Source organism: Acidovorax sp. GBBC 1281 (genome assembly GCF_028473645.1).
In the GTDB taxonomy this organism is placed as follows: domain Bacteria; phylum Pseudomonadota; class Gammaproteobacteria; order Burkholderiales; family Burkholderiaceae_C; genus Paracidovorax.
Map to the genome: position 1 here is coordinate 1,070,673 of NZ_CP097269.1, position 22,158 is coordinate 1,092,830.

The window sequence follows — 22,158 nt, forward strand, 5'->3', positions numbered from 1 at the left end:
TGATGCGAATCAAGCGATGGCCAGTCAGCCCACCAGTTTTTCGTGGCGGAAGGTGTCGGCCGCCGATTCGCGCGCGCGGATCAGGTGGGCCTGCGTGCCATCCACCAGCACTTCGGCCGGGCGGGCGCGCGTGTTGTAGTTGCTGCCCATCGAGCTGCAGTACGCGCCGGCCGACAGCACGGCCAGGTGGTCGCCCGGCTGCACCGCCAGCGTGCGGTCGCGGCCGATCCAGTCGCCGCTCTCGCAGACCGGGCCCACCACGTCGTACACCCCGGCCGCTGCGCCGGCCGCGGCCGCCTGCACCGGCACGATGGCGTGGAACGCCTGGTACATCGCGGGGCGCGGCAGGTCGTTCATGGCCGCATCGACGATGCAGAAGTTCTTCTGCTCGCCGGGCTTCACATATAGCACCTCGGTCACGCACACCCCGGCATTGCCCACCAGCGAGCGGCCGGGCTCGATCATGAAATGGCGGTCGCCGAAGCCGCGCGCATCCAGCTTGGCCAGGAGCTTGGCCCACAGCGCATCGGCGGCCGGTGGCGTGTCGCCGTTGTAGTCGATGCCCAGGCCACCGCCGAAGTCGATGTGGTGGATCGGAATGCCTGCGGCCTCAATATCCTGGATCAGGTCGAGCAGTCGATCGGTGGCGTCGAGGTAGGGTGTCTCGTCGGTGATCTGCGAGCCGATGTGGAAGTCGATGCCGGCCACCTGTAGCCCCGGCAGCGACGCGGCGTGCCGGTAGGCCGCGACGATGCGCTCGTGCGCCACGCCGAACTTGTTGCCCTTGAGTCCGGTGGAAATGTAGGGGTGCGTCTTCGGGTCCACGTTGGGATTGACGCGGATGCTGATCGGCGCCTTCGTGCCGAAGGCCACGGCCACCTCGCTCAGCACGTCCAGTTCGGACTCGCTCTCGACGTTGAAGCAGCCGATGCCGGCCTGCAGGGCCTGCCGCATCTCGGCCCGCGTCTTGCCGACGCCCGAGAAAATGATCTTGCGCGGATCGCCGCCGGCGGCCAGCACGCGTTCCAGCTCGCCGCCGGACACGATGTCGAAACCGCAGCCCTGGCGTGCGAACAGCTGCAGCACGGCCAGCGACGAGTTCGCCTTCATGGCGTAGCAGATCTGCACCTGGCGGCCGGCAAAGCCGCGCTGGTAGGCGGCCAGCGCGTCCAGCATGGACGCTTGCGAATAGACGTACAGCGGCGTGCCGTGCTGCCGCGCCAGGTCGGCCAGGGGGAGTTGTTCGATGAACAGCGCGTCGCCACGGTAGGCGATGTGGGGATGGCCGGGCAGGGCAGGCAAGGTCATGGGGTCGGGGAGGAAGCGGAACGGGAGGGGGCGGTGGGGACGATCGGCGCCGGCGTGGGCGTGTCGCGCATCGGGTCCAGCGTCTGGGGCAGGGTGGCCCGCTGGCTGGCAGCGGGGTCGGTGGGCAGGTACAGCGGGCCGCGCTGGCCGCAGCCCGACAGGGCCGCCGCACTCGCAGCAAGGGCAAGCGTCCTGACTAGAATTTGCGATGCTCTCAACATCCGCCGATTCTAATGACTGACCTCGAATTCCTGGACCACGCGGAAAAGCTCCTGCTCGCTGTCGAGCAAGGCTGCGATCGCATCAACGACACCTCCGACGCCGACCTGGACGCACAACGCTCCGGAGGCATGGTGACCATCGCGTTCCAGAACGGCAGCCAGATCGTCATCAACCTGCAAAAGCCGCTGCACGAAATCTGGCTGGCTGCGCAGTCCGGCGGCTACCACTACCGGTTCGACGGCCAGCGCTGGATGGACACCAAGGGGGCGGGCGAGTTCTTCGAAGCCCTGGACCGCAGCGCCAGCGAGCAGTCGGGACTGGCGTTGTCTTTCGCGCCCTGAGCGCCTTCGGTCTGTAACAAAAAAGCCCTTGCGCGATGGCCGCGCAAGGGCTTTTCTTTGAGGGGACCGCGTGCCGGCGGTCCATGGGGTCAATTGCGGAACAGATCCAGGATCCGGTTGCGCTCCTCGGTCGGCGGGGGCGTCTGCGGCGGCGATCCGGGCACGGCGGCGGAGGCGTCTTCCATGCCCACGCTGGCAACCCCGGCGTTGCGGGCGAACTCCTCATAGAACCATTCTCCACCCACGTTCACCACGCCGGGCGGCACGGTGGGTTCGGCCACCGGGACGCCCTTGAGCGCGCGCTCCATGAAGCTGATCCAGATCGGCAGGCTCAGCCCGCCGCCGGTTTCGCGGCTGCCCAGGTTGCGGGGCGTGTCGTAGCCGATCCAGGTCACCGCGGCCACCGTGGGCTGAAAACCGGCGAACCAGGCATCGACGGCATCGTTGGTTGTACCGGTCTTGCCGTACAGGTCGGGGCGCTTGAGCGTGGCCTGCGCGCGCGCCGCCGTGCCGGAGCGGGTGACTTCCTGCAGCAAGCTGTCCATCACGAAGGCGTTGCGCGCATCGATCGCACGGGGGTTGTCGGAGGTGGCCGGCGGCTGGAAGTCCGACAGGATGCGGCCCTTGTGGTCGGTGACGCGGCTGATCAGGTAGGGGTTCACGCGGTAGCCGCCGTTGGCGAACACCGAATAGGCCGACACCATCTGCATGGGCGTGACCGACCCTGCGCCCAGCGCCATGGTCAGGTAGGGCGGGTGCTTTTCGGCGTCGAAGCCGAACTTGGACACCCACTCCTGCCCGTTCTTGGGGCCGACCGCCTGCAGGACGCGGATGGACACCACATTCTTCGAGCGCGCCAGCGCGGTGCGCAGGGTCATCGGGCCGTCGTACTTGCCGTCGTAGTTCTTGGGTTCCCAGGGCTGGCCGCCCGTGACGCCGGCGCTGAAGAACAGCGGGGCATCGTTCACCACGGTGGCCGGCGTGAAGCCTTTTTCCAGCGCGGCCGAGTAGATGAACGGCTTGAAGCTCGACCCTGGCTGGCGCCATGCCTGCGTCACATGGTTGAACTTGTTCTTGTCGAAATCGAAGCCGCCCACCAGAGCCTTGATGGCGCCGGTGCGCGGATCGACCGCCACCAGGGCGCCCTCGACTTCCGGCAGCTGGGTGATGTCCCAGGTCTTCTTGGGGGTCTGGATCACGCGGATCACGGCGCCGCGGCGAATCTTGACATTCGGCGGCGCCTTGTCGCTCAGGCCCGATTGGGCCGGTTTCAGGCCGTCGCCGGTGATCTCGATCGGCTCCCCGCTGGCGCGCGCTGCCACGATCTTCTTGGGCGTGGCCTCCAGCACCACCGCCGACATCACGTCGCCGTTGTCGGGATGCAGGGCGAGCGTGTCGTCGATCACGTCCTCGGCTTCCTGGGCGTTGGTGGGCAGGGCCACGAACTTCTCGGGCCCGCGGTAATGCTGGCGGCGTTCGTAATCCATGATGCCCTTGCGCAGGGCGACATAGGCCGCTTCCTGGTCACCGGCATTGAGGGTCGTGTAGACGTTCAGGCCGCGGGTATAGGCCTCGTTGCCGTACTGGGCGAAGATGAGCTGGCGGGCCATTTCGGCCACGTACTCGGCGTGGATGCGGGTGGAATCCGGGCCGGAGCGGATCTTCAGGTCCTCTTCCTTGGCGGCGGCGGCCTCCTGCGCGGTGATGAAGCCGTTCTCCTGCATGCGGTCGATGATGTACAGCTGGCGGATGCGGGCGCGCTTGGGGTTGCTGATGGGGTTGTAGGCCGAAGGGGCCTTGGGCAGCCCGGCCAGCATGGCCGCCTCCGCGATGGAAATGCTCTGCAGCGGCTTGCCGAAATAAGCCTCCGAAGCCGCCGCAAAACCGTATGCCCTGTTTCCGAGATAAATCTGATTCATGTAGATCTCGAGAATCTGGTTCTTGGTCAGCAGGTGCTCCAATTTGAAGGTTAGTAATATTTCGTAAATTTTCCGGGTAAATGTTTTTTCGGACGACAAATAAACGTTTCGGGCCACCTGCATCGTGATCGTCGAGGCGCCCTGGCTCTTCACGCGGCCCAGGTTGGCCAGCGCTGCGCGCACCACGCCCTTGTAGTCCACGCCGCCGTGCTGGAAGAAGCGCGCGTCTTCGATCGCCAGCACCGCATTGGTCATGACCTTGGGGATGTCCTGGATGGGGGTGAGGTTGCGCCGTTCCTCACCGAACTCGCCCAGCAATGCGCCTTCGACCGAGTACACCCGCATCGGCAGCTTGGGCCGATAGTCCGCCAAGTCCGAAATGTCCGGCAGATTGGGATAGGCCACCGCCAGCGCGACGGCGATCGTGAGCGCCACGCCCACGGCGCCGGCTGCCGCCAGTCCCAGCAACCACGCTGCGCTGCGGACGATCCAGCGCCACCATGCCGGCCGTTTCGGCGGATTCGGGTTGGGGGTCTTGTCGGTAGGTGATGACGGCATAGCGTTCCAGGAGAGAGCAACCGGCCATTATAAAAATATGGGCCTCGGCCGTCTGCCATATCGCTCGCGAGGGTGGCGCACCTATACCACAGGCGCATGAATATCGGTATCGGAAGAGGCGGCAAATGAGCGTGTGCTTTTGACAACGTTCGCCCCGTAACAGCGCCGTAAAACTCTTGGCTGGCCTGCAACCTTACTGATAGCATTCATGTGAAGTGTTAAGTTTTGTTGCGTCAAATTGGCAAGTTACGGGGGCTAATCTTGATCTCTTTGGGGTCTTTGTTCAGTCGCCAGTCCGCGCCACTGCTGGGTATCGACATCAGTTCCTCAAGCGTCAAGCTGGTGGAGTTGGGGCGCGACAAGGCGGGAGGGCTGGTACTGGAGCGATGTGCGATCGAGCAGTTGGAGCGCGGTTGGATCACCGACGGCAACATCGAAAAATTCGATGAGGTCGCTGAGGCCCTGCGCCGGCTGGTCAAAAAGAGCGGCACCCGCACGAAAAACGTGGCGTTGGCCTTGCCGCCATCGGCCGTCATCACCAAGCGCATCACCTTGCCCGGCGGCATGTCCGAGCAGGAGCTGGAAGTGCAGGTGGAATCCGAAGCCAACCAGTACATCCCGTTCTCGCTCGACGAAGTGAGCCTGGACTTCTGCGTGGTCGGCCCGAGCAAGAGCTCGCCCGGCGATGTCGATGTGCTGATCGCGGCGTCGCGCCGCGAAAAGGTGCAGGACCGCCAGGGCCTGGCCGAAGCGGCGGGCCTCAAGCCCGTGATCGTCGACATCGAATCACATGCCTCCCGGCTGGCTGCGGGGCGTCTGATCGAAGCGCTGCCCAACCATGGCAACGATGCCTTGGTCGCGCTGTTCGAGGTCGGCGCCTTGACCACCAGCATGCAGGTGCTTCGCAACGACGAAGTGCTGTACGACCGCGACCAGGCCTTCGGCGGCGCGCAGCTGACGCAGCTGATCGTGCGGCAATACGGGTTCTCGCTGGAAGAGGCCGAAGGCAAGAAGCGCAGCGGCGATCTGCCGGAAGACTACCAGTCGGCTGTGCTGCGTCCCTTCGTGGAAAGCATGGCACAGGAAATCGGCCGTGCCCTGCAGTTTTTCTTCACCAGCACGCCCTACAACCGGGTCGATCACATCATGCTCGCGGGTGGCTCAGCGCCGCTGCCAGGCTTGACCGAGGCCGTGACCCAGCATTCAGGCTGCGCCTGCACCGCCATCAATCCGTTCGACGGCATGGAAATCGGAAGCGCCGTGCGATTGAAGAAGATGGTGCGCGAGGCGCCTTCCTACCTCACGTCATGTGGTCTGGCCATGCGGAGGTTTCTGCAGTGATTCTCATCAACCTGCTTCCCCATCGCGAGGCGGCCCGAAAACGCCGCAAGGAATCGTTCCAGGCAACGATGTTCGCGTCCTTTCTGGTGGGGCTCGCCATCGCTGGCGGTATCTATTGGTGGTACCAGATGGTCATCACCGCCCAGCAGGACAAGAACACGTTCCTGCAAAGCGAGATCAAGGTTCTGGAAGGCCAGATCAAGGAAATCGCGACCATCGAAGAAGAAATCGCGGCCCTTAGCGCGCGCCAGAAGGCTGTGGAGGACCTGCAGTCGGATCGCAATCTGCCGGTGCACTTGCTCAATGAACTGGTTCAACAGCTGCCAGATGGGGTTTACGTTACCAATCTCAAGCAAGTCGACCAGGTGATCACGATGCAGGGGATGGCGCAATCGAACGAGCGTGTGTCGGAGATGCTGCGCAATCTAGCGGACAACACACCGTGGTTCTCCAAGCCCGAATTGGTAGAGATCGTTGCGGCCAACATCGCGCTGAACCCGAGGGAGCAGCGCCGCGTGGCCTCCTTCAACCTACGGTTCCGGCTGATGCGCACCAGCGAGGCGCAAAAAGCCATGGACGCCGCGAGCGTCCCTGCCACTGCACCCAAAGCGGTTGGAAAGTGAACATGGCAACGAAAAAAGCGTCTTCCGTGGATTTTGTGGCGCTGCAATCCAGCTTGCAGCGGCAGTTTCGCAACCTTGATCCCAAGGATCCTTCTCTGTGGCCTGTGCTGCCAAGGATCCTGCTTTGCATGGCCATCGCGGCAGGCATTGCCACCTTCCTTTGGTTCTTCAAGCTGAATGAGTACGAGGCGGAGTTGGAGGCGGAGCAGGCCAAGGAACTCACCTTGCGCGCCGATTATGAAAAGAAGCTCGTGAAGGCTGTGAGCCTCGACGCGCTCAAGAAGCAGCGCGAGCAGGTTCAGCAGTATGTGATCCAGCTGGAAAAGCAGTTGCCGAGCAAGGCGGAAATGGCGGCTCTTTTGTCCGATATCAATCAGGCAGGCCTGGGCCGCAGTTTGCAGTTTGAGTCGTTTAAGCCGGGCCAGATCGTGGTGCGGGATTATTATGCGGAGCTGCCGATTTCCATCAAGGTGACCGGCCGATATCACGATATCGGCGCATTTGCCGCTGATATTGCCAATCTTTCCCGGATCGTGACGCTGAATAATATTTCCATCCTTCCCTCGGGCAAGGATGGCGGCAGCCTCACGATGGAAGCCACGGCAAGAACGTTCCGCTATCTGGACCCTGAAGAAATTCAGGCGCAGCGCCAGGCGGCGGGTGGAGCGAAGAAATGAGAATGTGGCACATCGCTTTGCTGGCAGTCTGCGCGGCGTTGATGGGTTGCGAATCTTCGGGACAGGACGAGCTTCGCCAGTGGATGACGGATTTGCGTGCCAATACCAAGCCGCGCATTACCCCCCTCACCGAACCCAAGCAATTCCAGCCGCAAAACTATCAGGCGGATGGAGCAACGGACCCCTTCAATTCCATCAAATTGACGCAGGCCCTGAGGCGTGACTCGACCCAATTGGCGGCCAACGCCACCTTGATTGCCCCAGAAATGGCGCGACGCAAGGAGCCTTTGGAAGCTTATCCCCTGGATACCATGTCCATGGTCGGCAGTTTGAATAAAACCGGCACGCCGACGGCCTTGCTCAAGGTGGATAACTTGTTGTACCAGGTTCGAGTTGGTAATTATCTTGGACAGAATTATGGAAGGATTACCCAAATCACTGAAACAGCCATTCAGCTGCGGGAAATCGTTCAGGATGCAACGGGTGACTGGATAGAGCGTCAGACCACGCTCGATCTCCAAGAGGGGAAGAAATGATTCAGAAAAACAGTTTTGGTACACGCTATCGGGCGTTGTTGTTGGCTGCTGTGGCATCGCTGGGCAGCACCTGGGCCTATGCTCAGACCGCCATCGAGGCCGTCCAAGGGGTCATGCAGGGCGGTACCGAATTGGTGCGCATCGATTTGTCGCAACCCCTTTCCACCCTGCCGACCGGTTTTGCCATTCAGGCCCCGGCCAGGATCGCGCTTGATTTTCCGGCGACGACCAATGCGACGGGCAAGTCGCTGGTGGAAGTCAACCAGGGCAATCTGAAGTCCGTGAACATCGTGCAGGCAGGCGACCGGTCCCGCGTCGTTCTGAACCTCAAGCAACCCACGTCGTACCGTGCCGAAATCCAGGGCAAGTCCTTGATGGTGGCGCTGGAGCCCGTGTCGAACACGGCGGCGGCGCAGCCGGCGCCGGTGGCGGTTTTCGCGGAAGACCGCAACAGCGATGTCCTGCCGCTGCGTGACCTCGACTTCCGCCGCGGCAGCGACGGGGCGGGCCGCGTGATCGTGGGCCTGGCCAACAACCAGGTCGGCGTGGATCTGCGTCAGCAAGGCAAGGGCCTGGTGGTCGAATTCCTGAAATCGTCGCTGCCGGAAGGTTTGCGCCGCCGCCTGGATGTGACGGACTTCGGCACCCCGGTGCAGATCGTCACGACATCGCAGCAAGGTGAGCGCGTTCGGATGACCATCGATCCCATCGGCGAGTGGGAGCACAGCGCATACCAGAGCGACAACCAGTTCGTGGTGGAAATCCGCCAGAAGAAGGTGGACCTGAGCAAGCTGACGCAGGGCCCCGGGTTCAGCGGCGAAAAGCTGTCGCTCAATTTCCAGAACATCGAAGTGCGTTCATTGCTGCAGGTGATTGCGGACTTCACGAACTTCAATATCGTCACCTCCGACACCGTCACCGGCGCGCTCACGCTGCGTCTGAAGGACGTGCCATGGGATCAGGCCCTGCAGATCATCATGGACGCCAAAGGTCTCGGCATGCGCAAGTCCGGCACGGTGCTCTGGATCGCGCCCAAGGACGAAATCGACGCCCGCACCAAGAAGGACTACGAGGCGGCGCTCGCGATCCAGAAGCTCGAGCCGCTGCGCACACAAGCCTTCCAGCTGAACTATGCCAAGGCGGCCGACATGGTGACCCAACTGGCGACCAGCACGAACAGCGGCGGTACCAGCGGCACGTCCACGCGCTTTCTTTCCGAGCGGGGCAGTGCGATCTCCGAGCCTCGGACCAATCAGCTTTTCGTGACGGACACGCCGAGCAAGCTGGAAGAGGTGCGGCAACTGCTGTCGACGCTTGATGTGGCGGTGCGCCAGGTCATGATCGAAGCGCGAATTGTGGAAGCGCGCGACACCTTCGGCCGATCGCTCGGCGTCAAGCTGGGTGCATCTGACCTGAGGGCCAGCCGCGGCGGCGACGGTGGCTACGGCATCGGTGGCAACAACCGTGTCGCCTTCGGCACGAGCTACAGCAACGCCGTGTCCACGAGCGGCGCCAGTTCCTCGGCCACCGATCCTGGAGGCACGTTCGTCAATCTGCCGGCCCAGCTGTCCACGACGAGTGCGGTGGGCTCGTTTGCCCTGTCCATCTTCAATTCGGCGGCCAACCGTTTCCTGACCCTTGAGCTGTCGGCGATGGAGGCCGACGGCCAAGGCAAGATCGTGTCCAGCCCGCGTTTGATCACGGCAGACCAGACGAAGGCCTTGATCGAGCAGGGCACGGAGTACCCTTACTCCGTCACGGCTCCCAACGGCGCCACCACCATCGCCTTCAAGAAGGCGGTGCTGAAGCTGGAAGTGACGCCGCAGATCACCCCGGAGGGCAACATCATTCTTGATTTGGATGTCAACAAGGACAGCCGTGGCGAGAGCACGACGCAGGGCGTGGCCATCGACACCAAGCATATCAAGACCCAGGTGTTGATCGAAAATGGCGGGACCGTGGTGATCGGGGGTATTTTCGAGATGGAAGAAACCAACCAGGAAAATAAAATTCCCGTGCTGGGCGATGTGCCGGTGGTGGGCAACCTCTTCAAGAGCCGGACCAAAGAATCCACGAAGCGGGAAATGCTGGTATTCATCACACCCAAGGTCATTTCCGATCGCGGACCAGTTCGTTAACTATAGGTAAATAATGAAGTCATTCATCAAAATCATTGCCCTATCGCTGGCTGCCACTCTGGTCGCTTGCGGTGGCGGCGGGGGGAGCGCTGGCACCACGCCCGGAGGAACGACTCCGGTCAGCACGGCAGCCTCTGTGGAAATCTTGACGTCTGCCACGGGCCTGGCGTCGGCCGACAAGACCGGCCTGACGTTGACCGCCGTGGTGAAGGACGCCGCCAACAACGCGCTGTCCGCACAGGCGGTGTCGTTCACGGCATCCAGCGGCACGCTCGCAAGCATCGTGGGCACCACGGCTGCAGACGGCAAGGCGACGGCGGTGCTGACCGCCGGCACGGACCGTTCCAACCGCAACATCGCCGTCACGGTGAAGTCGGGATCGATCACGAAATCCATCACCATTCCGGTGACGGGTACCACGTTGACCGCATCGGGTTCGTCGTCGCTCCTGACCGGCGCCACGACCAATTTCGCGGTGAGCGTGAAGGACAGCGGCGGTGCGGCCATTGCCGCCAGCACGGTGGCCGTCACGTCGTCCCTGGGCAATGCCATCACCATGGCCAGCACTTCGACGGACGCCAATGGCGCCGTGACGTTCGCTTACGCGGCAACGCGCAGCGGTACGGACACCGTGACCATCCAGAGCGCCGGTGCACAGACGCAGATTTCCATCAACGTCACCAGCGTGGATTTCGCGTTCTCGGCGCCCACGGCCAACACCGAAGTCGAGGTCAATACGGCGCGGACGGTCTCCGTGCGCTACGCATCCGGCGGCGCTGGTGTGGCGGGCAAGGTCATCTCGTTCAGCACCACCCGCGGCTCGGTGTCTCCCAGCCAGGCGACGACCGATGCCAATGGCATTGCGTCTACGCAGGCTTCGGCCGCATCCGTGGGCGTGGCGACGATCAGCGCGGTGGTGGACAACGGTGCCGTGACCACGCTGCCGCTGAATTTCATCGCTTCGACGCCAGCCTCGCTGGTGCTGCAGACGTCTTCCGCCGCTTTGCCCCCGAACGTGGCAGGCAGCTCAGCCAATCAGGTCCAGTTGCGCGCCACGGTGCGTGATGCCGCCGGCAACGCCGTCAAGGGCAAGACCGTTTTCTTCACGGCAGTGCAGGACCTGAGCGGTGGCAGCATCAAGACGGGCTCCGCCGTCACGGATGCCAACGGCTTGGCGACGGACGTCTTCATCTCCGGCGCCACGTCCACGGCCGCCAACGGCGTGCAGATTCGTGCAACGGTCGCGAACACCAATGTGACGGCCACGTCTTCGCTCACGATCAGCAGCCAGGCGCTCTTCATCACGATCGCAGCCAACAACACGGTTGAAAAGCTGAACACGACGTACCGCAAGACGTTCTCTGCTCAAGTGAACGATGCCAACGGCGCACCCGTGGCGAATCAAAATCTGACGCTTTCCTATTGGGTTCCTAACTATCTCAAAGGCTCGCCTTTGGTCTTTAACGATGCGGCCTCTGCTTGGGGCTACAACCAAGCAGGCACTGTAATTTCTTGTCTTAACGAAGACGCGAATCGCAACGGTATTCTGGATGCGGGCGAAGATACCAATGGCAATGGCCAACTCACGCCAGGTTTGCCTGGAGTGATTGCACCTGCATCGGTGACGACCGATGCGGCCGGCTCTGCCGAGTTCACGTTGACCTACGGACAGCAGTACGCCTTTTGGGTGAATTTCGAACTGGCTGCTAAGGCTATCGTGTCCGGGACGGAATCCAGCTCCTTCTTTGCATTCGTGGCAGGGGCCGCAGTGTCTGACTTGACGGACAAAACGAGTCCGCCGGCTTCCGTTGTGAGCCCCTTCGGAAGAGCAACCAGTTGCAGCAACCCCAACTGAGTCTCCACCTCATCGGCCTACCAGGCTCCGGGAAATCCACCGTCGGGCGTCAACTCGCCCGGCGGCTGGGGATTCCCTTCATCGATTCGGACCACGTGATCGAGCAGCGCATCGGCTGCTCGATCCGTGGTTTTTTCGATCGTGAAGGGGAAGCCGCCTTTCGCGACATCGAAGAGCAGGTGATCGATGAGCTGACCGTGGGCCGAGGCGCGGGCCCGGCACATGTGCTGGCCACAGGCGGCGGCGCCGTGTTGCGTGCGCCCAACCGCGACCGCCTGAGGGCGCATGGCAAGGTGGTCTATCTCGACGCATCGCCCGAAGACATCGTTCGCCATGTGCGGCACGACACCTCTCGTCCCCTGCTGCAGGGAGCGGACCCGCTGGGCCGGTTGAAGGATCTGCACCAGCAGCGGGATGCGCTGTACCGGGCCACGGCCCACTACGTGGTGTCCACGGGGCGGGGCAAGACCGTCGCTGCGTTGGTGAATCACATCGCGATGCAACTGGAACTGGCCTCCGTCGGCTGACGGCGGCGCTGCTTCCACGCTTGCTCACTGTCGTGCCGGTCATCACCGGTGCGGTGCTTCTTTTCGGCAACGCTGCGATCCGTCCGCTGGCCCCTGGCAGCGCTGGTACAGCGAGCCGCTCACCCATCTCTCCTCGAATGTCCGCATGCCTGGCAGCACGGTACGGATCGGACCTGTGCGTGCAGAGATCCGTCCGCATGGGAGCCCGGCGGCCCGCTAGACTCTCGACCATGGATCACGACATGCCTCTGGCCCCCCAGGCTTCTCTTTCCCGCGCCGCCCACCCATCCGCCGACGCGTTGCCGGGCGATCGCCCCGCGCAGGTGGACATCGCCCTGGGCGATCGCAGCTACCCCATCCTCATCGGCGAATCGTTGCTGGACGACCCGGCCACCTACCAGGCCTTGCCGGCCGCCGCGTCGGCCCTGATCGTCACCAATTCGACCGTGGCACCGCTCTATGCGCAGCGGCTTGAGGCTGCGCTGACGGCGCGCTACCCACGGGTGCTGCAGGTCGTCCTGCCCGATGGCGAAGAACACAAGACCTGGCAGACGCTGAACCTCGTCTTCGATGCGCTGCTGGGCAACGGCTGCGACCGCAAGACCGTGCTGTTCGCCCTGGGCGGCGGCGTGGTGGGCGACATGACCGGGTTCGCCGCGGCCAGCTACATGCGCGGGGTGCCGTTCGTGCAGGCGCCCACCACGCTGCTGGCGCAGGTCGATTCGTCGGTGGGGGGCAAGACCGCCATCAACCACCCGCTGGGCAAGAACATGATCGGCGCCTTCTACCAGCCGCAGTTGGTGGTGTGCGATCTGGCCACGCTCGACACCCTGCCGCCCCGCGAGCTGAGCGCGGGGCTGGCGGAAGTCCTCAAATACGGACCGATCGCCGACATGGCGTTCCTCGACTGGCTCGAGACCGCGATGGATGCCCTGCGCGCCGGCGACCATGCCGCGCTGGCCCACGCCGTGCGGCGCAGTTGCGAGATCAAGGCCTTCGTGGTGGGCCAGGACGAGCGCGAGGCTGGCCTGCGCGCCATTCTCAACTTCGGCCATACGTTCGGCCATGCCATCGAGGCGGGCATGGGCTACGGCGTCTGGCTGCATGGCGAAGGCGTGGCAGCGGGCATGGTGATGGCGGCCGAGCTGTCGTGCCGGCTGGGGCTGGTGGATGCGGCCTTCGTGCAGCGACTGCGCCAGCTGATCGAGCGTGCCGGGTTGCCCGTGCGCGGTCCGGTGATCGATGCGGCGGACAACGCGGGCCGCTATCTGGAACTGATGCGGGTGGACAAGAAATCCGAAGGGGGCGAGATCCGCTTCGTGGTGATCGACGGCCCCGGGCGTGCGGCGGTGCGTGCCGCGCCGGATGCGCTGGTGCGCGAGGTCATTGACGCCTGCTGTGCCTGATGGCTATTGTTTGAATAGCATGAAATTGAAGCCAAGCGAGCGGTGAAAGCCCTTTTGATGCAGCCCCCTGGATTGGCGCCGTACGCCTGCGACCCGGCCGATACCCGGGGGCGCCGCCATCCTCAGTCGGCGGCGCCCACGCGCTCGGAGTACCAGCGCGACCGCGACCGCATCGTGCATTCCACCGCCTTTCGCCGGCTGGTCTACAAGACGCAGGTGTTCCTGAACCACGAGGGCGACCTGTTCCGCACGCGCTTGACGCACTCGCTCGAAGTGGCGCAACTGGGCCGTTCGATCGCCCGCTCGCTGCGCATCAACGAGGACCTGGTAGAGGCCATCTCGCTGGCACACGACCTGGGCCATACCCCGTTCGGCCATGCCGGACAGGATGCCCTGCATGAATGCATGGCCGCGCACGGCGGCTTCGAGCACAACCTGCAGAGCCTGCGCGTGGTGGACGAACTGGAAGAGTGCTATCCCGATTACAACGGCCTGAACCTCACGTTCGAAACGCGGGAGGGCATCCTCAAGCACTGCTCGCGCGCCAACGCCGAGCGCATGGAGGCGCTGGAGCCCGGCGGCATCGGCCAGCGCTTCCTGCAGCGCGGGCAGCCCAGCCTGGAGGCGCAACTGTGCAACCTGGCCGACGAGATCGCCTACAACGCCCACGACATCGACGACGGCGTGCGCTCCGGCCTCATCACGCTGGCGCAACTGAGCGAGGTGCCGCTGTTCGAGCGCTACCGCGCCGAGGCCGAGCGCGACCACCCGCACCTGGCGGCGCCGGCGGGCCAGCGACGGCTTCTGAACGAAGCGATCCGGCGCATGCTCAGCGCGCAGGTGTATGACGTGATCGATGCGACCAACGCGGCCATCGCCCAGTCCGCGCCGGCGCGGGTGGACGATGTGCGCCGAGCACCGCCTTTGGTGGCGTTCAGCGCCGAGATGCGCGCGCAGTCGCAGGGGCTGAAGCGCTTTTTGTTCCAGAACCTGTACCGCCACCCTCAGGTGATGGAAACCACCGGACGGGCCCAGCAGGTGGTGCGCGATCTGTTCGCGGCCTACACGGACTCGCCCGAGGCGATGAAGCCGCGCTTCGCGGCGCTTGCCGCGGCCGGCGACGAGGTGCAGCGGATGCGCACGGTGGCGGACTTCATCGCCGGCATGACGGACCGCTTCGCGGTGCGTGAGCACGAGCGGCTCACCGGGCAGCGGCTGTTGTCCTGATCGGTCCGGCGGCGCGGGCTGCCCGCTGCCGCGGTCTGGTGGCACGGCCCCACCGCAACGCCCACCCGCGCCCGGCCGATAAAATGGGCGCCCCCGAAGAAAGCCCCCATGACCGAATTGCCCGCCGCCGCCCCGCACGCCTTTCCGCACGACACCGTGAAAGAGGACATGGTGCGCTGGCTGGAGCGCGCGGTGATCGGCCTGAACCTGTGCCCCTTCGCCAAGGCGGTGCATGTGAAGGCGCAGATCCACTACGTGGTGAGCGAGGCGACCGATGGCCGCGGCCTGCTGGAAGACCTGCAGCGCGAGCTGGAAGCGCTGGCCGAAATCTCCGCCGAGCGCCGCGACACCACCTTGCTCATGGCGCCGGGCTGCATGGAGGATTTCCTGGACTTCAACGACTTCCTCGCGCTGGCCGACGATCTGGTCGAGGCCATGGACCTGGGCGGCATCCTGCAGGTGGCCTCGTTCCACCCGCAGTTCCAGTTCGACGGCACCGACGTGGACGACGTCACCAACAGCACCAACCGCGCGCCCTATCCAACGCTGCACCTGCTGCGCGAGGACAGCATCGACCGTGCGGTGGAGGCCTTCCCCGAGGCCGAGGCGATCTTCGAGCGCAACATCGAAGTGCTGGAAGAACTGGGCGCCGAAGGCTGGAAGGCACTGGACGTCGGCCCGCGCTGCCCGGTGGCCGGGCGTGCCACGCCGGCAGGCGCTGCCGGCACAGGGGAGGGCGCATGAAGCGCGCCAAAGCTGCGGCCGGGCAGGGTGGCGCTTCTTCGTCATCGGCGGGGCGGGCCGCGCCGAAGCCCTCGCCTGAAGACCAGGTGCTGCAGGAGCTGCGGCCGGGCCAGTCCATCGAACTGCTCAAGGCGCTGCACATACTCACGCGGGAAGGGCGGCTCAACCAGGATTCGCGGCGCAAGCTCAAGCAGGTGTACCACCTGTTCCAGTTCATCGAACCGCTGCTGCAGGAGCTGTCGCAGGAAGGCCACGCGGCCACGCTGGCGGACCACGGGGCGGGCAAGTCGTATCTCGGCTTCATCCTTTACGACCTGTTCTTCAAAGCCCTGGGGCGAGGGCACATCTACGGCATCGAGACGCGGGCCGAGCTGGTGGAGCACTCGCGCGCCCTGGCCCAGCGGCTGGCATTCGAGCGCATGTCGTTTCTGAACCTGTCGGTGGCCGAATCCACCGATGCCGCGGCGCTACCGCAGCGCATCGACGTGGTGACGGCCCTGCACGCCTGCGACACGGCCACCGACGACGCCATCGCCTTCGGGCTGGCCAAGCAGGCGCGCGCGATGGTGCTGGTGCCCTGCTGCCAGGCCGAGGTGGCCGCGTGTCTGCGCCAGGGCAAGGCGCTGCAGCTGTCGCGCACGCCACTGGCCGAACTGTGGCGCCACCCGCTGCACACGCGCGAAATGGGCAGCCAGATCACCAATGTGCTGCGCTGCCTGCACCTGGAAGCCAGCGGCTACCAGGTGACGGTGACCGAGCTGGTGGGCTGGGAGCACAGCATGAAGAACGAGCTGATCGTGGCCCGCTACACCGGCCAGAAAAAGCGCAGCGCGGCCGAGCGGCTGCGGGCGATTTTGGCGGAGTTCGGGCTGGAGCAGACTTTGGCGGCGCGGTTCGGCCTGCCACCAGAGGCGGACACGGCGCCCGGGGCGGTTCCGGCAACGGTTTGAGGGTTTTTGGCCGCATGCCGGGGTTTTGCTTGCCTTCATTGCTATAAAAATAGTAGCAATCGCGCCGACCGGGCGGCACATGCGGAATCGGGGACGGATTCCCCCTACCATGGCGCTTGGCTCCACTTCGCGCGACCCCATGGCCCGACTGCCCCGCCTGACCCTTGCCGGCTACCCGCACCACGTGATCCAGCGTGGCAACAACCGCCAGGCCATCTTCGCCGACCGGCAGGACCACGAAACCATGCTGGCCCTGCTGACCGAGCAGGCTCGCCGCTGCGGCGTAGCCGTCCATGCCTACGTGCTCATGGGCAACCACTTCCACCTGCTGGCCACTCCCCAGACGGCCGACGGGCTGCCGCTGATGATGCAGGCCGTGGGGCGCAGCTACGTGCGCTATTTCAACAACCGCCACGCGCGCACCGGCACGCTGTGGGAGGGGCGCTACCGCTCCACCGTGCTGCAGCCCGAGCGCTACCTGCTCGCGTGCATGGCCTACATGGATTTGAACCCGGTGCGCTCCGGCGCCACCGCGCAGGCGGTGGACTACCCCTGGTCCAGCCACGCCCATTGCCTGGGCCTGCGCAACGACCGGCTCATCACGCCGCATGCGTTGTTCTGGGCGCTGGGCAACACGCCCTTCGCCCGCGAGGCGGCCTACGCCGCGCTGGTGCAGGCGGGCGTCGGCCGGCTGCATCAGCAGGCGCTGACCGATTCCGCACTCACCGGCTGGGCTTTGGGAGACGCCGCGTTCGTGCAGGCGTTGCAACAGCAGACGGAGCGGCGGGTGATCAAGGGCAAGGCCGGCCGCCCGCCTGCCGTGCCGAAGCCCGTTCCCGAATAATTCCTTCAGGCCACATGGCAGCAAGCTTCACTGCTCCTGAATTTGATGTGTCCCCAATAAAAATAAATGCGATCTATTCTCATTGATATTGTGAATCTGACCCCATTTAAAGTGCTTGCCCGACCTTGCTGCGATGCACTAATCTTGCGCTCCCTGCGACCCATTTCCGAGGAGAGCGCCATGACGACGGCTGCCGAGATCCAATACCTGCAAGAGCACGGTCTCTATTCATCCATCCAAGAGCACGACGCGTGCGGCCTGGGCTTCGTGGCCCACATCAAGGGGGTGAAGCGCCACGACATCGTGACGCAGGCGCTCAAGATCCTCGAAAACATCGACCACCGCGGCGCCGTGGGCGCCGACAAGCTCATGGGCGACGGCGCGGGCATCCTGATCCAGATCCCCGACACGCTCTACCGCGAAGAGATGGCCCGGGCCGGCACGGCCCCCGACGGCTCCACCGGCGTGGTGCTGCCGCCCTCCGGCGAATACGGCGTCGGCATGATCTTCCTGCCCAAGGAGCACGCTTCGCGCCTGGCCTGCGAGCAGGAGATGGAGCGCGCCATCAAGGCCGAGGGCCAGGTGCTGCTGGGCTGGCGCGACGTGCCGGTCAACCGCGACATGCCGATGTCGCCCACCGTGCGCAAGAAGGAGCCCATCCTTCGCCAGGTCTTCATCGGCCGCGGCAACGACGTGATCGTGCAGGACGCGCTGGAGCGCAAGCTGTACGTGATCCGCAAGACGGCCAGCGCCGCCATCCAGAACCTCAAGCTCAAGCACAGCAAAGAGTATTACGTGCCCAGCATGTCCAGCCGCACGGTGGTCTACAAGGGCCTGCTGCTGGCCGACCAGGTGGGCACTTATTACCTGGACCTGCAGGACGAGCGCTGCGTCTCGGCCGTGGGCCTGGTGCACCAGCGTTTTTCCACCAACACCTTCCCCGAATGGCCGCTGGCCCACCCGTACCGCTACGTGGCGCACAACGGCGAGATCAACACCGTCAAGGGCAACTACAACTGGATGAAGGCGCGCGAGGGCGTGATGGCCTCGCCCGTGCTCGCGGCCGACCTCAAGAAGCTCTACCCCATCAGCTTCGCCGACCAGTCCGACACCGCCACGTTCGACAACTGCCTCGAACTGCTGACCATGGCCGGCTACCCCATCAGCCAGGCCGTGATGATGATGATCCCCGAGCCGTGGGAGCAGCACACCACCATGGACGAGCGCCGCCGCGCGTTCTACGAATACCACGCCGCGATGATGGAGCCGTGGGATGGCCCCGCCTCCATCGTGTTCACCGACGGCCGCCAGATCGGCGCCACGCTGGACCGCAACGGCCTGCGCCCCTCGCGCTACTGCATCACCGACGACGACCTGGTCGTGATGGCCTCCGAGTCCGGCGTGCTGCCGATCCCCGAGAACAAGATCGTGCGCAAGTGGCGCCTGCAGCCGGGCAAGATGTTCCTGATCGATCTGGAGCAGGGCCGCATGATCGACGACGAGGAACTCAAGGCCAACGTCGTCAACACCAAGCCCTACAAGCAGTGGATCGAGAACCTGCGCATCAAGCTCGACAGCGTGGGCGGCGAGGCGCCGGCTGGTCCGCTGCCGGCCGAGCTGCCGCTGCTCGACCGCCAGCAGGCCTTCGGTTACACGCAGGAAGACATCAAGTTCCTGATGGCGCCCATGGCCAAGAACGGCGAAGAGGGCATCGGCTCCATGGGCAACGACAGCCCGCTGGCCGTGCTGTCGGGCAAGAACAAGCCGCTGTACAACTACTTCAAGCAGCTCTTCGCCCAGGTGACGAACCCGCCGATCGACCCGATCCGCGAGGCCATCGTGATGTCGCTCAACAGCTTCATCGGCCCCAAGCCCAACCTGCTGGACATCAACCAGGTCAACCCGCCGATGCGGCTCGAAGTGAGCCAGCCCATCCTGGACTTCGCCGGCATGGCCAAGCTGCATGCCATCGAAAAGCACACGCAGGGCAAGTTCAAGAGCGCGACCATCGACATCACCTACCCGCTGGACTGGGGCCGCGAGGGCGTGGAGGCCAAGCTGGCTTCGCTGTGCGCGCAGGCGGTCGATGCCATCAAGGGCGGCGCCAACATCCTCATCATCAGCGACCGCGCCGTGAACGCCACGCAGGTGGCCATCCCCGCGCTGCTGGCGCTGTCGGCCATCCACCAGCACCTGGTGCGCGAAGGGCTGCGCACCACGGCCGGCCTGGTGGTGGAGACCGGCACGGCGCGCGAGGTGCACCACTTCGCCGTGCTGGCCGGCTACGGCGCCGAGGCCGTGCACCCCTACCTCGCCATGGAAACCCTGGCCGAGATGCACGCCGGCATGCCGGGCGATCTGTCGCCCGAGAAAGCCATCTACAACTACGTGAAGGCCATCGGCAAGGGCCTGTCGAAGATCATGTCCAAGATGGGCGTGTCCACCTACATGAGCTACTGCGGTGCGCAACTGTTCGAGGCCATCGGCCTGAACACCGACACCATCGTGAAGTACTTCACCGGCACCGCCAGCCGCGTGGAAGGCATCGGCGTGTTCGAGATCGCCGAGGAAGCCATCCGCATGCACAAGGCCGCGTTCGGCGATGACCCGGTGCTGGAAACCATGCTGGATGCGGGCGGCGAATACGCCTGGCGCGCACGCGGCGAGGAGCACATGTGGAGCCCGGATGCGATTGCCAAGCTGCAGCATTCCACGCGGGCCAACAACTGGAACACGTACAAGGAATACGCCCAGCTCATCAACGACCAGAGCCGCCGCCACATGACCCTGCGCGGCCTGTTCGAATTCAAGTTCGACCCGACCAAGGCCATTGCCGTGGACGAGGTCGAATCGGCCAAGGAGATCGTCAAGCGCTTCGCCACTGGCGCCATGTCGCTGGGATCGATCTCCACCGAGGCGCACGCCACGCTGGCCGTGGCCATGAACCGCATCGGCGGCAAAAGCAACACGGGCGAGGGCGGCGAGGATGCCGCGCGCTACCGCCAGGAACTGAAGGGCATTCCGATCAAGCAGGGCGACACGCTCAAGAGCGTGATCGGCGCCGAGAACGTCGAGGTCGACCTGACGCTGCAGGACGGCGACTCGCTGCGTAGCCGCATCAAGCAGGTGGCGTCGGGCCGCTTCGGCGTCACGGCCGAATACCTGTCGTCGGCCGACCAGATCCAGATCAAGATGGCCCAGGGCGCCAAGCCCGGAGAGGGCGGCCAGCTGCCCGGCGGCAAGGTCACCAACTACATCGGCAAGCTGCGCCACAGCGTGCCCGGCGTGGGCCTGATCTCGCCCCCGCCGCACCACGACATCTATTCGATCGAAGACCTGGCCCAGCTCATCCACGACCTGAAGAACGTGGCGCCGCACGCCAGCATCAGCACCAAGCTGGTGTCCGAAGTGGGCGTGGGCACCATCGCCGCGGGCGTGACCAAGTGCAAGAGCGACCACCTGGTGATCGCCGGCCACGACGGCGGCACGGGCGCATCGCCCTGGTCGTCCATCAAGCACGCGGGCGGCCCGTGGGAGATCGGCCTGGCCGAAACCCAGCAGACCCTGGTGCTCAACCGCCTGCGCGGCCGTGTTCGCGTGCAGGCCGACGGCCAGATGAAGACTGGCCGCGACGTCGCCATCGGCGCGCTGCTGGGGGCCGACGAGTTCGGCTTCGCCACCGCGCCGCTGGTGGTCGAGGGCTGCATCATGATGCGCAAGTGCCACCTGAACACCTGCCCCGTGGGCGTGGCCACGCAGGACCCCGAGCTGCGCAAGAAGTTCTCGGGCAAGCCCGAGCACGTGGTGAACTACTTCTTCTTCATCGCAGAAGAAGTGCGCCAGATCATGGCCCAGTTGGGCATCCGCAAGTTCGACGACCTCATCGGCCGCACCGACCTGCTCGACATGCGTGCCGGCATCGCCCACTGGAAGGCGCGCGGCCTCGATTTCGGCCGCCTGTTCGCCCAGCCGAACGTGCCGGCCGACGTGCCGCGCTTTCATGTCGACGTGCAGGACCACAACATCGAGAAGACCCTGGACCGCAAGCTCATCGAGCGCAGCCAGCCCGCCATCGAAAAGGGCGAGCGCGTGCAGTTCATCGAAGTGGCGCGCAACGTGAACCGCTCGGTGGGTGCCATGCTCTCGGGCGCCGTCACGCGCGCCCACCCTGAAGGACTGCCGGACGACACCATCCGCATCCAGCTGGAAGGCACGGGCGGGCAGTCGTTCGGCGCGTTCCTCACGCGCGGCATCACGCTGTACCTGATCGGCGATGCCAACGACTACACCGGCAAGGGCCTGTCGGGCGGCCGCGTCATCGTGCGTCCGTCGATCGACTTCCGCGGCGACACCACGCGCAACACCATCGTGGGCAACACGGTGATGTACGGCGCCACCAGCGGCGAGTCGTTCTTCGGCGGCGTGGCGGGCGAACGCTTCGCGGTGCGCCTGTCCGGTGCGTCCACCGTGGTGGAGGGCACCGGAGACCATGGCTGCGAATACATGACGGGCGGCACCGTGGTGGTGCTCGGCAAGACGGGCCGCAACTTCGCGGCCGGCATGAGCGGCGGGGTGGCCTACGTGTACGACGAGGACGGCCTGTTCGACACCCGCTGCAACCTGTCCATGGTGACGCTGGAGCGCATCCTGCCCGGCGACGAGCAGACCGCCAGCATCTCGCGCGGCATCTGGCACCGCGATCAGACCGACGAAGCCCAGCTCAAGAAGATGCTGGAAGACCACAACCGCTGGACCGGCAGCAAGCGTGCGCGCGAACTGCTGGACAACTGGGCGGCTTCGCGCGCCAAGTTCGTGAAGGTGTTCCCGACCGAATACAAGCGCGCGCTGTCCGAAATCCATGAACGCAAGGTGCTGGAGGAGCCCGCGACCCCCGCGGTCGCCCATCCTGCGAAGGAAACGGTGCCCGCCAAGTAAGGCCCGC

The 22,158-nt window shown here is 64.8% G+C and carries 17 protein-coding genes; 14 read left to right on the plus strand and 3 right to left on the minus strand.

The window, feature by feature from the left end; all coding sequences use genetic code 11:
- Positions 1 to 24: 24 nt before the first annotated feature.
- Positions 25 to 1,308, minus strand: a complete 1,284-nt coding sequence (lysA, locus tag M5C96_RS04825; RefSeq protein ID WP_272567547.1) for a diaminopimelate decarboxylase — start codon at positions 1,306 to 1,308, stop codon at positions 25 to 27.
- A complete protein-coding gene (lptM, locus tag M5C96_RS04830) occupies positions 1,305 to 1,529 on the minus strand; it encodes an LPS translocon maturation chaperone LptM (protein WP_272567549.1) in 225 nt (74 codons plus the stop codon). The genes lysA and lptM overlap by 4 nt, the downstream gene beginning before the upstream one ends.
- A gap of 12 nt (positions 1,530 to 1,541) precedes the next feature.
- Between lptM and cyaY the strand changes: the two genes are divergently transcribed.
- The gene (gene cyaY / locus M5C96_RS04835; protein ID WP_272567550.1) at positions 1,542 to 1,871 is read left to right on the plus strand and encodes an iron donor protein CyaY; all 330 of its coding nucleotides are present in this window, start codon (positions 1,542 to 1,544) and stop codon (positions 1,869 to 1,871) included.
- Positions 1,872 to 1,960: 89 nt separating this feature from the next.
- Here the strand turns inward: cyaY and M5C96_RS04840 are convergent, their stop codons facing one another.
- A complete protein-coding gene (locus tag M5C96_RS04840; protein WP_272567552.1) occupies positions 1,961 to 4,348 on the minus strand; it encodes a penicillin-binding protein 1A in 2,388 nt (795 codons plus the stop codon).
- A 261-nt stretch (positions 4,349 to 4,609) separates the two neighbouring features.
- On the opposite strand from M5C96_RS04840, the gene M5C96_RS04845 reads away from it, so the two are divergent.
- The 13 genes from M5C96_RS04845 to M5C96_RS04905 all read left to right on the plus strand — a co-directional run bounded on the left by M5C96_RS04845 (position 4,610) and on the right by M5C96_RS04905 (position 22,151).
- Positions 4,610 to 5,689, plus strand: a complete 1,080-nt coding sequence (locus M5C96_RS04845; RefSeq protein ID WP_272567553.1) for a pilus assembly protein PilM — start codon at positions 4,610 to 4,612, stop codon at positions 5,687 to 5,689.
- A complete protein-coding gene (locus M5C96_RS04850) occupies positions 5,686 to 6,312 on the plus strand; it encodes a PilN domain-containing protein (RefSeq protein ID WP_272567554.1) in 627 nt (208 codons plus the stop codon). The genes M5C96_RS04845 and M5C96_RS04850 overlap by 4 nt, the downstream gene beginning before the upstream one ends.
- 2 nt (positions 6,313 to 6,314) lie before the next feature.
- The gene (locus tag M5C96_RS04855) at positions 6,315 to 6,989 is read left to right on the plus strand and encodes a type 4a pilus biogenesis protein PilO (RefSeq protein WP_272567555.1); all 675 of its coding nucleotides are present in this window, start codon (positions 6,315 to 6,317) and stop codon (positions 6,987 to 6,989) included.
- Entirely contained in the window at positions 6,986 to 7,525 is a 540-nt protein-coding gene (locus M5C96_RS04860; RefSeq protein WP_272567557.1) for a pilus assembly protein PilP, read from the plus strand. The genes M5C96_RS04855 and M5C96_RS04860 overlap by 4 nt, the downstream gene beginning before the upstream one ends.
- Positions 7,522 to 9,663, plus strand: a complete 2,142-nt coding sequence (gene pilQ / locus M5C96_RS04865) for a type IV pilus secretin PilQ (RefSeq protein ID WP_272567558.1) — start codon at positions 7,522 to 7,524, stop codon at positions 9,661 to 9,663. Before M5C96_RS04860 ends, pilQ begins: the two co-directional genes overlap by 4 nt.
- A gap of 13 nt (positions 9,664 to 9,676) precedes the next feature.
- Complete coding sequence (locus M5C96_RS04870; protein WP_272567559.1) at positions 9,677 to 11,518, plus strand: beta strand repeat-containing protein; 1,842 nt, start codon at positions 9,677 to 9,679, stop codon at positions 11,516 to 11,518.
- Positions 11,500 to 12,045 carry a shikimate kinase gene (locus tag M5C96_RS04875; protein ID WP_272567560.1) on the plus strand — a complete coding sequence of 182 codons (546 nt, stop codon included), beginning with the start codon at positions 11,500 to 11,502 and terminating at the stop codon, positions 12,043 to 12,045. Before M5C96_RS04870 ends, M5C96_RS04875 begins: the two co-directional genes overlap by 19 nt.
- 242 nt (positions 12,046 to 12,287) lie before the next feature.
- On the plus strand, positions 12,288 to 13,451 hold the full coding sequence (gene aroB / locus M5C96_RS04880) for a 3-dehydroquinate synthase (RefSeq protein ID WP_272567562.1): 1,164 nt from the start codon (positions 12,288 to 12,290) through the stop codon (positions 13,449 to 13,451).
- 57 nt (positions 13,452 to 13,508) lie between these two features.
- A complete protein-coding gene (locus M5C96_RS04885; RefSeq protein ID WP_272567564.1) occupies positions 13,509 to 14,678 on the plus strand; it encodes a deoxyguanosinetriphosphate triphosphohydrolase in 1,170 nt (389 codons plus the stop codon).
- Positions 14,679 to 14,786: 108 nt separating this feature from the next.
- Positions 14,787 to 15,422: a DUF1415 domain-containing protein gene (locus M5C96_RS04890; protein ID WP_272567565.1), complete on the plus strand. Its 636-nt coding sequence runs from the start codon at positions 14,787 to 14,789 to the stop codon at positions 15,420 to 15,422.
- Positions 15,419 to 16,372: a class I SAM-dependent methyltransferase gene (locus M5C96_RS04895; protein WP_272567567.1), complete on the plus strand. Its 954-nt coding sequence runs from the start codon at positions 15,419 to 15,421 to the stop codon at positions 16,370 to 16,372. The genes M5C96_RS04890 and M5C96_RS04895 overlap by 4 nt, the downstream gene beginning before the upstream one ends.
- 139 nt (positions 16,373 to 16,511) lie before the next feature.
- Positions 16,512 to 17,216 (plus strand): transposase, encoded by a 705-nt coding sequence (locus M5C96_RS04900; protein WP_272567568.1) that lies wholly within the window; start codon positions 16,512 to 16,514, stop codon positions 17,214 to 17,216.
- A 180-nt stretch (positions 17,217 to 17,396) separates the two neighbouring features.
- Positions 17,397 to 22,151, plus strand: a complete 4,755-nt coding sequence (locus tag M5C96_RS04905; RefSeq protein WP_272567569.1) for a glutamate synthase-related protein — start codon at positions 17,397 to 17,399, stop codon at positions 22,149 to 22,151.
- Positions 22,152 to 22,158 lie beyond the last annotated feature (7 nt).